Below are 12,844 nucleotides of genomic sequence, written 5' to 3' on the forward strand. Positions count from 1 at the left end.
CAAGAAAATGCATGGTCTGGTCAATCGCTGTATCGAGGCGTTCCTGCGCAACACCTATGGCAGCGCGACCTGGCAGCAGGTCGCCGCCGAAGCCGATGTCCACCCCGACGGGTTCCTGACCTGGGAAAGCAGCCCGGACAGCATCACCCATGCCATCGTCCTCGCCTCGGCCCGGCGGCTCGACAAATCGGTGGGCGAGCTGCTCGAGGATGTCGGGGCATGGCTGAGCCGGCAGGAGCAGATCCGCCGGCTGTTGCGGTTCGGCGGCGCGAATTTCCAGGAATTCGTCGAATCGCTGCGCGAATTGCCGGGCCGCATCCACCTGGTGATCCCCGACCTGGAGTTTCCCGGATTCACGGTCCTGTCCGACGCGCCGGGACGCTACCGGATCATCGCCGAGCCGCACCAGCCGGGCCTGATGCGCGTCCTGGCCGGCATGCTGCGGGTGATGGCGGACGACTATGGCTCGCTTGCCGTCATTTCGGTCGTCCGGGACCGCATCGACATAGATGTCGTCCTGCCTGATTACTCCAGCAAGCGGGGCTTCGAGCTTTCCCCCAAGCGAGCGCAGATTTGAAAGACGCCGTGATAGACATTCGCACCCTGTCGGAGCTGATGCCGATGCATCTCATGGTGGATCGCGCCGGCGTGATGGTGTCGCGCGGCAAGACGCTTGCCAAGGTATTGGGCAGCGCGTCCCGCCTGGAGGACGCCTTCATTCCCGCCAACAACCTGGGCCACCGCATCCGTTTCGAGGAGCTGTTTCCCCAGCTTGGCTGCGGCAGGCGGGTCTTTCTGCAGCTGCGCGACCATGGCGGCGTTTCCCTGCGCGGGCATGGCGTGCATCTGTCGCCGGACATGGCCATGCTCAACCTGGGCTTCGGCATATACCTTTCCTCGGCAGTGCAGAAATTCGAATTGAACGATTCCGATTTTCCGCCGTCCGACCTGGCCATGGAATTCCTGTTCCTGCACGAGGCGAACCGCGCGGCGCTGCTGGAACTGTCGCGCGTCAACACCAGCCTGGAGGGCGCCCGCGAAAGCGCGCAGATCCTGTCGATCACCGATCCGCTGACCGGGCTGCTGAACAGGCGTGGCTTCGACGTCGTCTTTTCCAAGGCATTCGAGGCGCGCAACCGGGATCCCTTTGCGCTGGTCCACCTGGATCTCGACCATTTCAAGGAGGTCAACGACCGATTCGGCCATGCCGCCGGCGACCGCGTCCTGGTCACGGTGGCATCGGTCCTGGCCTCGGGGGTGCGTTCCGGCGACCGGGTCTGCCGCATCGGCGGGGACGAGTTCCTGATCCTGATCTTCTCCGACAGGCCGGAGGAGGATGCGATGAACGTCTGCACCCGGATGATCCACCAGATCATGGCCGCGAAAACCTATCCGTGCCGGATCACGGCCAGCATGGGCGTTGCGGTGTCCGGCAACAGGCGCATCACCCACCAGCACCAGCTGTTCGAGATGGCGGATGCGGCGCTTTACCAGGCGAAGCTGGCCGGCAAGGGCAGGGTGGTGCTGTGGACCGATCCCGGCGGCTGATCCGCGCCTGGATGATCGGGGCGGATGATCGCGCTCCGGCCATGCCGCATGCCGCATGCCGCGCCTCAGCTGCGATCCGGTCCTGCTGTTCCGCGCCGCGGCGGCGCGTCGCAAGATGGCCGGGCATGGACGGTGGGCGCGGGGCGCGGGATCGGCACAGGCGTCGCTCAACCATGAGGTTTTCTGCGCGCGCATTGCTGGTTACTGTGCGCCCAAACGAGTCGGGGGTTGCGGGTATGCAGGTGGTCTTTCATTGCGGGGTTCACGGAACGGACCTCTATCGCATGGTCAAGACGCTGTTGCAGAACCGCGACTGGCTGCTGCGCAACGGGATCGAGCCCGTCACCCCGAACCGGCATGGCGAGATCTTCAACGAGGCGCTGAGCGCGCTGCGCGGTGGCCCCGCCACCAAGGCGATGGAGCAGGTGATGCTGGATGCGATCCTGGATTCGGACGATCCGCGCCGTATCATTTGCAGCACGCCCAGCTTTCTTGGCCGGGCGACGCGGGCCATCTCGCCCGAGGGGCTTTACGTCACCGCCGGCGAGAAGATGGCGGCGCTGGCCAACCTGTTTCCCAGCGCCGAGGTCGAGTTCTTCATCGCGCTGAAGAACCCGGCCACGCTGGTCCCGTTCGTCCTGTCGCAGGAGGGCAGCGGCAGCTATGCCGAGCTGATGGACGGCGTCGATCCCGAGGCGCTGCGCTGGGGGCCGGCGCTGCGGCGCATCCAGGCCGCGCTGCCGGGCCGGCGCCTGGTGGTCTGGTGCCACGAGGACACCTCGCTGATCTGGCCCGAGGTGGTGCGCCGCATCGCGACCATGCCCGCCGACGTGCCGCTCAAGGCCGGATTGCAGATCCTGGGCGACATCCTGCACCCGGACGGCATCCGCATGATCCGCGACGCGCTGGCGCAGGAAGAACGGCTGACCGTCGCAAGCCGCCGCCGCATCTTTGCCGCCGCCCTGGAGGCATATGGCCAGCCCGAGCAGATCGAGGTCGAGCTGAACCTGCCCGGCTGGACCCAGCAGATGGTCGATCGCATCACCGCCGCCTATGACGCCGACATGGCCGAGATCGCCGCCCTGCCCGGAATCGAATTCCTTACCCCCTGACCGGGCGGTTTCCCGGCTTGCGGAATGCGGCGGGCCGGTGCGAAAGCGCAAGATCGGCTGCAATTGCCGGCCGGGGAACCGGCACCGCGGCATGGCTGATTCTGCGGCAGCGGCGGGTTTTCATGAATGTCCCGGCGCGGGCTTCCAACGACACCGCGTCGACGAGTGGCCCGGATTCCCCCCGCCCTGGCACCGAGCCGCGCGATTTTCATGCAAAGGTGGAAATTTATTCAATCATGCAATCATGACGTGTCGCGAAAATGGCGCGATATGGCGAATCCTGCGGCAAAAATCGTGGTGATGGCGTGGCCATTTCATCGGCGGACGGAAGATTTTCCATGACGAACAACGGGTTTCACGGCCAGGGTTAATCATGTTGACCTTACGTAACCGTTCGGTTTGCGCGTGATGCATTGATCCTTTGCGGTTCTTGGCAATAATGTTTCAAAGCTATCCGTTATGGTGCAAATTTATTCTTAAATATTTTCGAAAGAGCTTGGTATAATATGGAAATGCTGAATGACATCGAAGTCATCCTGGGGGCCCGTTCGGCGCAAGAGGTCTGGCAGCATTACGTTGCGCGCCTGACCGAACTGGGTTTTCCCAACATTTCCTATCATGCGGTGCGGATCCTGGAGGCCTCGTGCGACCGGATGCTGGAGGACCGCGTCCTGCTGTCCAGTTACCCGCCGCGCCTGATGCAGGAGCTTGCCGCGCTGGACCTGCTTGAAAGCCTGCCGATGCACCGCTGGCTGACCCATAACAGGGGCAGCGAAAGCTGGGACTGGATGCGGCGGCTCCGCCTGGCCGGGCGGCTGACGCCGCAGGAAGAGCGCGCGGCCGATGCTTTCGCCCGCTACGGCCATGTCGCGGGCTATGCGGTCGGCATGGGCGACGATGTGGAGCGGGTGCGCGCCGGCGTGATCCTCGGCGGCGCGATCGGCATGCGGCAGGACCGGCTGGACGCGCTTTGGGCGCAGCACGGCCGGCTTGTCGAGGCGCTGAGCCGGCTGGCGCATCTGCGCATCTCGACCCTTCCCCATGCCGAGCAGGAATGCGTGCTGACCCTGCGCCAGCGCGAGGTGCTGGAATGCATCTCGGTCGGCCGCACCACCCAGGAAATCGCCGAGATCCTGGACGTCACGCCGGCCACGGTGGAAAAGCATCTGCGGCTGGCGCGCAAGGCGCTGGGGGCCAAGACTACGGCGCAGGCGATCCTGCTGGCCGCCAGCCGCAGGCAGATCTTCAACTCCACCGCCGAGCCCCATGGCCCCGGACAGGGCGGGCATCCCTCGCCCGCCCGAGACGGCGCGCCGGGGCTGCCGGCGCGCGACCAGATCTGCGCCGGCTAGACGCATTGCGGCCCGATGCCGTCGCGGAATGCGAAACGCCGGCCCAAAAGGGGGCCGGCGTCCGTAATCCGGGTCTGGCGAGAATCAGGCGCCGGCGCGGGTCTTGGCGACCTCGGCGGCGAAATCCTCTTCCTTCTTCTCGATGCCTTCGCCGACCACGACGCGGGCATAGCCGGTCACTTCGACGCCGGCCTCTTGCGCGGCCTGGGCCACGGTCACGTCGGGGTTGATGACGAATTTCTGGCCCAGCAGGGTCACTTCCTCGAAGAACTTCTTCATCCGGCCTTCGATCATCTTCTCGATCACCGCCTCGGGCTTGCCCGATTCGCGGGCCTGCTCGGTCAGCACCGACTTCTCGCGCTCGACCAGCGAGGGGTCCAGGTCGGCTTCCGACAGCGAGGCCGGGTTGGTCGCCGCGATATGCATGGCGATCTGCTTGCCGATCTCCTGCGCCTTGGCGGCATCGCCCTTCAGCGCGACCAGCACGCCGATCTTGCCCATGCCCTCGGCAGCGGCGTTATGCACGTAAGAGACGATGGTGTCGCCTTCCAGCGCGTGCATCCGGCGCAGGGTCATGTTCTCGCCGATGCGGGCGATGGCGTCGGTCAGCACGTCCTCGACCGGGCGGCCGTTCAGATGCGTGGCCTTCAGCACCTCGACATCGGTGGCAGCGTCCAGCGCGACATTGGTGATCTCGCGCACGAGCTGCTGGAAATCGGCGTTCTTGGCGACGAAATCGGTTTCCGAGTTCAGTTCGACGGCGACCCCGCGGCCGGCGCGGACGGCGACGCCCACCAGGCCCTCGGCGGCGACGCGGCCCGATTTCTTGGCGGCCTTGGCCAGACCCTTGGTGCGCAGCCAGTCGACGGCGGCTTCCATGTCGCCATTGGTTTCGGTCAGCGCCTTCTTGGCGTCCATCATGCCCGCGCCGGTGGTTTCGCGCAGGTCTTTCACCATAGCAGCGGTGATAGCCATCGAGAGTCTCCTTGCTTTTCAATGCGTCAGGCGGGGTTTATCCCCGCCTGATGAATGTTCCGTAAACCTGTCGCGGCCCGCTTGGGACCGGCGCCGATCAGGCTTCGGCGGCTTCCTCAGCGGTCTCGCCGGCCAGCTCTTCCTCGACGCTGGCTTCCAGCGCGCCCAGGTCCACGCCGGCAGCGCCCATCTGCGCGGTCATGCCGTCCAGCGCGGCGCGGCTGATCAGGTCGCAGTAAAGCGCGATGGCGCGGGCGGCGTCGTCGTTGCCGGGGATGACATAGTCCACGCCCTTGGGCGAGCAGTTGGTGTCGACCACGGCGACCACCGGGATGCCCAGCTTCTTCGCCTCGGCGATGGCCAGGTCTTCCTTGTTCACGTCGATGACGAACAGCAGGTCGGGCAGGCCGCCCATCTCGCGGATGCCGCCCAGCGAGGCTTGCAGCTTGGCCTGCTCGCGCTCCATCTGCAGCCGTTCCTTCTTGGTCAGGCCCTCGGCGCCCGAACCCAGCGTCTCGTCAAGCGCCTTCAGGCGCTGGATCGACTGCGAGACGGTCTTCCAGTTGGTCAGCGTGCCGCCCAGCCAGCGGTGGTTCATGTAGAACTGTGCCGAACGCTCGGCCGCGTCGGCGACGGCTTTCTGCGCCTGGCGCTTGGTGCCGACGAACAGCACGCGGCCGCCCTTGGCGACGGTGTCGCGCACCACCTGCAGCGCCGCGTCCAGCATCGGCACGGTCTGGGTCAGGTCGACGATGTGGATGCCGTTGCGTTCACCATAGATGAACTCGGCCATGCGGGGGTTCCAGCGCTGGGTCTGGTGGCCGTAATGAACGCCAGCTTCAAGCAGCTGACGCATGGAGAATTCGGGAAGCGCCATGTCCATGTCCTTTCCGGTTTGCGCCTTGGCGGGGCTTTCAGGGGCTTGCCCCAACCGGTGGACCGTCGAAGGATGTCTCCCTCCGGGGCCCGACCCCGCCTGTGAAGTGCGCGCGAAATAGTCCTTTTCCGCCCGGAATGCAAGCCCCGGCGACAGGAAATGGGCCGGTTTCGCGGCAATTCGGGACAGATGGCCTTCCGCTCCGGCCGCGTCAACCGAAATTCAATATTTCTGCGCGATCCTGCGCGAAACCGGCTGAATCGGAGGGGCGGATGATCGCTGCGGAAGGAAAAGGACGGCCTGGCCCGGTCGTCTGGGGGCGGCGATGGCGCTGACGGTGCTGGTCCAGCATCCCCGCGGCGAATTGCGCGAAGCCGCCGTCGCTGCGTTGGAGGCGGCGGGGATGGCGGTGCAGCGATCCTGCGACGGCGCCGAGGGGCTGGCGCTGCTCAGGACCGCTTCCGTCGACGTGATCCTGACGGGCATCAACATGCGGCGGGTCTGCGGTTTCGGCTTCATCGAGGCGGTGCGGCGCCAGGCCCGCCTGCGCGACATCCCGATCCTGGTCATGGCCGTTTCGGCCACGCCGCAGCTGAAGGCCCGCGCCCGCAATGCCGGGGCGGCGGGTTGGCTGCCCTATCCGCTCGACCCGGTGCGGCTGGTCGAGACGGTGCGCATGGTCGCGGCCCCCGATGGCCGTCCCCCGTGACCGTGGCAAGGGCGCGCGGGCAGGCGGGGCAGCATCGGCCCTCGCCATGCGGCAGCGCGAACTGCCCCGCCCTCGGCTACGATGGTGGCGATTCCCCAAGGGCGAATGGCAAGTCAGCGACGCCTCGGGGCCATCCTTCCCAAGACCTGTCCCGCGGTAGAATGGATGCTGTCCCGGCCAGGCGAGGGTCGCCTTGCGTTCAGTAGCTGCCTATCGCAGGCTGTGCCCTGTGCCCTGTGCCCTGTGCCCTGTGCCCTGTGCCCTGTGCCCTGTGCCCTGTGCCCTGCGGCATCGTATCTGCGTCCCAGGCATTGGCCTCCCTCCGCGCCGCCTGGCCTTCGTCGAATCGGCGGGCAGGCACCGGGCGACAGACGGTCGGCTGCATCTGCACTCCTGGCTGGGCTGCGGCCTATCATCTTCCCGGCGCGGCGGACTCACTTGCCCGAAAGGCGCTGGTCGTTTAAACAGTCCGGGCGTCGCCCTCTTAGCTCAGCTGGCCAGAGCAACCGCCTTGTAAGCGGTAGGTCGTCCGTTCGAATCGGACAGGGGGCACGCGCAGCCGACGGCGACGAAAACCAAGCCGCGCCGGACGGGAAAATTCCCTCACCGCTCCCTCACCGCTCCCTCACCGCTCCCTCACCGCTCCCTCACCGCTCCCTCACCGCTTTCCTCGCCCCGTTCACCCGATGCGATAAACCATGCCGGGCCGCGGCACCCGGCCTGCCGGGGATCCCGCCGAAACCCGGCCAGAAACGCAACGGCCGGATGCGCATCCCGCGCCCCGGCTTGCGATGGCCCGGCTTGCGATGCGCGATCACGCGGCCCAGGCAATGGTCTCCGGCCGGAATCCCGGCCGACCCGGCAAGTTCCATTCTTCCTTGTCCAAATATCCTCGGGGGGTCCGGGGGGCAGACAGCCCCCCGGCCTTGGCGCAGATCACTCCATGAAGAAGGCAAACCGGATCACGAACAGCGCGGCGACGATCCAGGTCGCGGCATGCACCTCGCGCGCGCGGCCGGTCGCCAGCTTGATCGCGGCATAGCTCACGAAACCGAAGGCCAAGCCATTGGCGATGGAATAGGTGAAGGGCATCATCAGCGCCGTCAGCACGGCGGGCGCGCTTTCGGTGACGTCGCTCCACTGGATCTCCTCGAACTCGCGCACCATCAGGCAGGCGACGTAAAGCAGCGCCGGCCCGGTGGCATAGGCCGGGACCGAGCCCGCCAGCGGCGCAAAGAACACCGCCAACAGGAACAGACCCGCCACGACCAGCGCGGTCAGCCCGGTGCGCCCGCCCGCCTGCACGCCCGAGGCGCTTTCGACATAGGCGGTGGTCGAGCTGGTGCCCAGCATCGAGCCGGCCAGGATCGCCGTTGAATCCGCCATCAGCGCCCGGCCCAGGTTCTTGTTGGTATGGGTCGGCCCCTCGGTCAGCAGGCCGGCGCGCTTGGCCACGCCGATCAGCGTGCCGGTGGCGTCGAAGACCTCGACCAGCACCATGACCAGGATCACGTGGAAGATGCCGACGGTCAGCGCCCCGGCGATGTCGAGTTGCATGAAGGTCGGCATGATCGAGGGCGGCATCGAGATCACCCCGGCAAAGGGGCTGGCGCCGATGGCGATCGAGACGACGGTGATGACCAGGATGCCGATCAGGATCGAGCCGCGCACCTTCAGCGCATCCAGCGCCGCGATGATGAAGAAGCCGGCGATGGCCAGCAGCGTGCCGGTCTGGGTCAGGTCGCCCAGGCCGACCAGCGTCGCCGGGTTGTCCACCACGATGCCCGAGTTCTTCAGCGCGATCAGCCCCAGGAACATGCCGATGCCGGCCGCGATGGCGCTGCGCATGGATGTGGGGATGCCCGCGATCAGCCAGCGCCGGATGCCCGTCACCGACAGGAACAGGAACACCAGGCCCGAGATGAACACCGCCCCCAGCGCCTGTTGCCAGGTGAACCCCAGCGCGCCGACCACGGTGAAGGCGAAAAAGGCGTTCAGCCCCATGCCGGGCGCCATGCCGATGGGCCAGTTGGCCCAAAGCGCCATGATCGCCGATCCCAGCGCCGCGGCCAGGCAGGTCGCGACGAAGACCGCGTTGCGATCCATGCCGGTCGAGGACAGGATCTCGGGGTTCACGAAGATGATGTAGGCCATCGTCAGGAAGGTGGTTATCCCCGCGATCACCTCGGTTCTGGCGCTGGTGCCATGGGCCGTCAGGCCGAAGCGCTTGTCGAGCACGGTTCCTTCCCCTGGACTGATGCTGGCGCCGCTGGCCGTCAGGCCGGATTGCTTGTCTGGCATGATTCCTCCCATTGGCGGTTTGCCCGCCATGCTGGCCAGATTATGCCCAGGCATCTTCAACGAGAATGCAGGGTCTGGCGACAGAGTTTCAACGGGACGTTAATAAACAGCCATTTTCAAGAAAAACTTGGTTCTGTTTATAGAAATTCTCGGGTTGCCTGCGGGGCCGGCAGGGTGATGAGTGCTAGTCAGCCAGAAATCAGGAAAGGAAGCAAGCGATGCGATACAGCCGCGACATGATCGGTTATGGCGAGCATACGCCCGATCCCAAATGGCCCGGCAATGCCCGGATCGCGGTGCAGATCGTCATCAACTACGAGGAAGGCGGCGAAAACAGCATCGAGCATGGCGACGCCGCCTCGGAAGCCTTCCTGTCCGAGATCATCGGCTGCCAGCCCTGGCCCGGCCAGCGCCACTGGAACATGGAATCGATCTATGACTATGGCGCGCGGGCGGGGTTCTGGCGGCTCCACCGGCTGCTCAGCGACGTGCCCGTGACCGTCTACGGCGTCGCGACCGCGCTGGAGCGCGCGCCCGAACAGGTCGCCGCCATGCAGGCCGCCGGCTGGGAGATCGCCACCCACGGCCTGAAATGGATCGACTACCGCGACATCCCGCGCGAGGTCGAGGCCGAGCATATCGCCCGCGCGGTCGAGCTGCACACCCGCGTCACCGGCGAGCGGCCGCGCGGCTTCTACCAGGGCCGCACCTCGATGAACACGGTGGCTCTGGGCTGCGAGGAGGGCGGATTCGAATACCTGGCCGACACCATCGCCGACGACCTGCCCTATTGGCATGTCCACGACGGCAAGCCGCAGCTGATGGTGCCCTATACGATGGACGCCAACGACATGCGCTTTTCCTCGGGCCAGGGCTTCGGCACCGGGGTCGAGTTCTTCGACTACCTGCGCGACAGCTTCGACGTGCTTTATGCCGAGGGAGAGGCCGGCGCGCCCAAGATGATGTCCATCGGCCTGCACTGCCGCCTCGCGGGCCGGCCGGGCCGGGCCATGGCGATCAAGCGCTTCCTCGACCATGCCCGCAGCCACGAGGGGGTCTGGTTCGCCACCCGGCTCGACATCGCGCGGCACTGGGCGCGGGCGCATCCCTGGCAGCCCAGGCAGCGCCCCTCGCAGATGGACCGCGAGGCGTTCGTCGAGAAATTCGGCGGCATCTACGAGCATTCGCCCTGGATCGCCGAGCGCGTCTGGGAGGGCGAGATGGGCGCGATCCACGACACCGCCGCCGGGCTTGCCGCGCGCATGGCGCAGGTCTTCCGCGCGGCCAGCGACGAAGAGCGGCTGGGCGTGCTGCTGGCGCACCCGGACCTGGCCGGCAAGCTGGCCGCGGCCAAGCGCCTGACCGCCGACAGCACCGCCGAACAGGCCAGCGCCGGGCTCGACAGCCTGACCGATGCCGAGCGCGCCGAGTTCGACCGCCTGAACACGGCCTATGTGGAAAAGCACGGCTTCCCCTTCATCATCGCCGTGCGCGACCACGACAAGCCGGGGATCATGGCCGCCATGCGCCGGCGTCTCGACAACGACAGCGCGACCGAGCGCGCCGAGGCCGAGCGCCAGGTCAGCCGCATCGGCGCGCTGCGCCTGCAGCAGATGCTGGGCGATGCCTGAGCCCCGGCCCCGCCCGCCGTTGGTCGCGGGCGGGGTTTGCCAGCCACGATCCGGGCCAGAGAGACCCCGGCGCAACGGAGACCTGACATGACCGCCAAGACCCCGACCTATGCCGGGCCTTTCGCCGGCCTGCCGCCGCAGACCGACCTGTCCACCGACACCGCCACCTTCACCGAGGCCTATGCCGTCATCCCCGCCAGCACGATGCGCGACATCGTCACCAGCTTCCTGCCGGGCTGGACGGGGATGCGGATGTGGATGATCGCCCGGCCGCTCTCGGGCTTTGCCGAGACCTTCAGCCAGTATATCGTCGAGCTGGCGCCGCAGGGCGGCTCGGACCGGCCCGAGGACGACGCGGGCGTGCAGGCCGCGATCTTCGTCACCGAGGGCGCGGTCACGCTGACCATCGACGGCAAGGCGCATGAACTGGTGCCCGGCGGCTTTGCCTATATCCCCGCCGGCATGGCCTGGTCGGTGCGCAATGGTGCCGAGACCTCGCGCTTCCACTGGTGGCGCAAGCGCTGGCAGGCGGTCGAGGGGCTGGAAAAGCCCGAGGTGATCGTCGCCAACGAGCGCGACATCGCCCCGATCCCGATGCCCGAGACCAATGACAGCTGGGCCACCACCCGCTTCATGGACCCGGCGGACATGCGCCACGACATGCATATCACCATCGTGACCTTCAAGCCGGGCGGCTCGATCCCCTTTGCCGAGACGCATGTGATGGAGCATGGGCTGTTCGTCATCGAGGGCAAGGCGGTCTACCGGCTGAACCGCGACTGGGTCGAGGTGGGCCCCGGCGATTTCATGTGGCTGCGCGCCTTTTGCCCGCAATGCTGCTATGCCGGCGGGCCGGGGAATTTCCGCTATCTGCTCTACAAGGACGTGAACCGGCACGCGCCGATCTGGAAGTAGGAGGGGGCTCTGCCCCCAGCCGCTGCGCGGCTTCCCCCGGGGTATTTGGAAAACGGAGAAAGCCGGTCAGCGGGCGCGGCGGAAGGTCAGGTTGATGCGGGCGGCGCCGGTCAGCGGATGCTCGCCCGGCTTGAGCGTCAGGATGCCGTGCCAGTTCAGCCGCGCCGGGCCGCCCCAGACCACCACATCGCCGTGGGTCAGCGCGTGTTTCGCCACCGGGTTGCCGCGCTCGGGGCCGCCGAACTGGAAGGTCGCGGGCAGGCCCAGCGAGACCGAGACGATGGGCGCGGCCATGTCGGCCTCGTCGCGGTCCTGGTGCAGGCCCATCTTGACCCCCGGCACGTAGCGGTTGACCAGGCAGGCATCGGGCCGGAAATCGGGGAAGCCCGCGCGCGCCGCGGCCTCTTGTGCCAACTGCCGGAAGCGCTGCGGCATTTCGGGCCAGGGCCGGCCGGTCAGCGGGTCCAGCGGCTCGTAGCGATAGCCGCGCCGGTCGCTGACCCAGCCGAGCGCGCCGCAATTCGTCATCTCGACGCCGATCAAGCGTCCGCCCGGAGTCTGCATCTGCCGGAAGGGCGAGAGGCCGGCGATGCGCGCGACCTCTTCAACCATGGCGGGGCCGGGCGCGAAGCCGCGCAGGATCATGGCGCCGGGGCCGAGGGGTTCGTCGCGGCGGGTTCCGAACAGGTCTGGTTCCATGCAGCCCTCCCACGGGATTGTCATGTGCTGCGGCTTGACCTGTGGCCATGGCGATGGCTTTCAGGTCGGGCCACAGGAAAGGATTCTTGCCATGCGCCGCCCCCTTGCCGCAATCGTCCTGACGCTGCTTTGCGTCCTGCCCTTGGCGCCGGTCGCGGCGCAGGACCGCAGCCCGGCCGAGGTCGCGGCGATCAAGCGGGCGGTGTTCGACGGTCCCGGCCTGCCGGTGATGGGCAATGCCGGGGGCGATGCGGTGCTGGTCGAGTTCTCGGACTACAATTGCGGCTTTTGCCGCAAGAGCGCGCCGGAGGTGGCGGCGCTGCTGCAATCGGATCCCGGCGTGAGGCTGGTGGTGCATGAGATCCCGATCTTCGGCGAGGGCTCGCGCTTTGCCGCCGAGGCGGCGCTGGCCGCCCAGGCGCAGGGCAAGTATCCCGAGTTCCACCGCGCGCTGATGGCGATGCGCGGCAAGGCCGAGAAGGCGTCGGTGCTGCGCGTCGCCCGCGAGGTCGGGCTGGACGTGGCGCGGCTGCAGCGCGACATGCAGGCGCCCGAGATCACCCGGCGGATCGAGGAATCGCTGGCGCTGGCCGACGAGATCGGGCTGCTCGGCACGCCCAGCTTCGTCGCCGGCGAGCGGGCGATCTTCGGCTATCTGGCCAAGGACGACCTGGCCGAGCTGGTGGCCGAGGCGCGCGCCGCGAAATAGCGCGCGCCTTTCGCGC

At 67.2% G+C, this 12,844-nt stretch carries 12 protein-coding genes and 1 tRNA gene; 9 read left to right on the forward strand and 4 right to left on the reverse strand.

Translation table 11 applies throughout. The features are described 5' to 3' along the window. The first annotated feature begins 7 nt into the window (after window positions 1–7). The 4 genes from KF941_RS20925 (at window position 8) to KF941_RS20940 (ending at window position 4,012) form a co-directional block, all read left to right on the forward strand. Window positions 8–577: a heme NO-binding domain-containing protein gene (locus KF941_RS20925; RefSeq protein WP_036756456.1), complete on the forward strand. Its 570-nt coding sequence runs from the start codon at window positions 8–10 to the stop codon at window positions 575–577. A gap of 8 nt (window positions 578–585) precedes the next feature. After that, a complete protein-coding gene (locus tag KF941_RS20930; protein ID WP_346429017.1) occupies window positions 586–1,548 on the forward strand; it encodes a GGDEF domain-containing protein in 963 nt (320 codons plus the stop codon). Window positions 1,549–1,784: 236 nt separating this feature from the next. Beyond that, entirely contained in the window at window positions 1,785–2,660 is an 876-nt protein-coding gene (locus KF941_RS20935) for a hypothetical protein (protein WP_036756406.1), read from the forward strand. Window positions 2,661–3,172: 512 nt separating this feature from the next. After that, on the forward strand, window positions 3,173–4,012 hold the full coding sequence (locus tag KF941_RS20940) for a LuxR family transcriptional regulator (protein ID WP_240540505.1): 840 nt from the start codon (window positions 3,173–3,175) through the stop codon (window positions 4,010–4,012). 84 nt (window positions 4,013–4,096) lie between these two features. On the opposite strand, the gene tsf is transcribed toward KF941_RS20940, so the two are convergent. Then, on the reverse strand, window positions 4,097–4,987 hold the full coding sequence (gene tsf / locus KF941_RS20945; RefSeq protein ID WP_036756409.1) for a translation elongation factor Ts: 891 nt from the start codon (window positions 4,985–4,987) through the stop codon (window positions 4,097–4,099). A gap of 97 nt (window positions 4,988–5,084) precedes the next feature. Then, a complete protein-coding gene (rpsB, locus tag KF941_RS20950) occupies window positions 5,085–5,870 on the reverse strand; it encodes a 30S ribosomal protein S2 (RefSeq protein WP_116220584.1) in 786 nt (261 codons plus the stop codon). A 319-nt stretch (window positions 5,871–6,189) separates the two neighbouring features. On the opposite strand from rpsB, the gene KF941_RS20955 reads away from it, so the two are divergent. Further along, on the forward strand, window positions 6,190–6,573 hold the full coding sequence (locus KF941_RS20955) for a response regulator (protein WP_072462973.1): 384 nt from the start codon (window positions 6,190–6,192) through the stop codon (window positions 6,571–6,573). Window positions 6,574–7,051: 478 nt separating this feature from the next. Next, window positions 7,052–7,125, forward strand: a tRNA-Thr gene (locus KF941_RS20960). Window positions 7,126–7,509: 384 nt separating this feature from the next. Here the strand turns inward: KF941_RS20960 and KF941_RS20965 are convergent. Then, on the reverse strand, window positions 7,510–8,874 hold the full coding sequence (locus KF941_RS20965; RefSeq protein WP_208861507.1) for an NCS2 family permease: 1,365 nt from the start codon (window positions 8,872–8,874) through the stop codon (window positions 7,510–7,512). A gap of 218 nt (window positions 8,875–9,092) precedes the next feature. Here KF941_RS20965 and puuE point away from each other — a divergent pair, with 218 nt between their 5' ends. Both puuE and KF941_RS20975 read left to right on the forward strand, forming a co-directional pair. Then, window positions 9,093–10,505: an allantoinase PuuE gene (gene puuE, locus KF941_RS20970; protein ID WP_214274403.1), complete on the forward strand. Its 1,413-nt coding sequence runs from the start codon at window positions 9,093–9,095 to the stop codon at window positions 10,503–10,505. 87 nt (window positions 10,506–10,592) lie between these two features. After that, the gene (locus KF941_RS20975; RefSeq protein ID WP_036756418.1) at window positions 10,593–11,420 is read left to right on the forward strand and encodes a bifunctional allantoicase/(S)-ureidoglycine aminohydrolase; all 828 of its coding nucleotides are present in this window, start codon (window positions 10,593–10,595) and stop codon (window positions 11,418–11,420) included. 66 nt (window positions 11,421–11,486) lie between these two features. Here KF941_RS20975 and alkB read toward each other — a convergent pair whose 3' ends face one another. Next, the gene (alkB, locus tag KF941_RS20980) at window positions 11,487–12,119 is read right to left on the reverse strand and encodes a DNA oxidative demethylase AlkB (protein ID WP_240540506.1); all 633 of its coding nucleotides are present in this window, start codon (window positions 12,117–12,119) and stop codon (window positions 11,487–11,489) included. Window positions 12,120–12,210: 91 nt separating this feature from the next. Between alkB and KF941_RS20985 the strand changes: the two genes are divergently transcribed. Next, entirely contained in the window at window positions 12,211–12,828 is a 618-nt protein-coding gene (locus KF941_RS20985) for a DsbA family protein (RefSeq protein ID WP_214274405.1), read from the forward strand. Window positions 12,829–12,844 lie beyond the last annotated feature (16 nt).

Source organism: Paracoccus sp. pheM1, assembly GCF_018499825.1.
In the GTDB taxonomy this organism is placed as follows: domain Bacteria; phylum Pseudomonadota; class Alphaproteobacteria; order Rhodobacterales; family Rhodobacteraceae; genus Paracoccus; species Paracoccus versutus.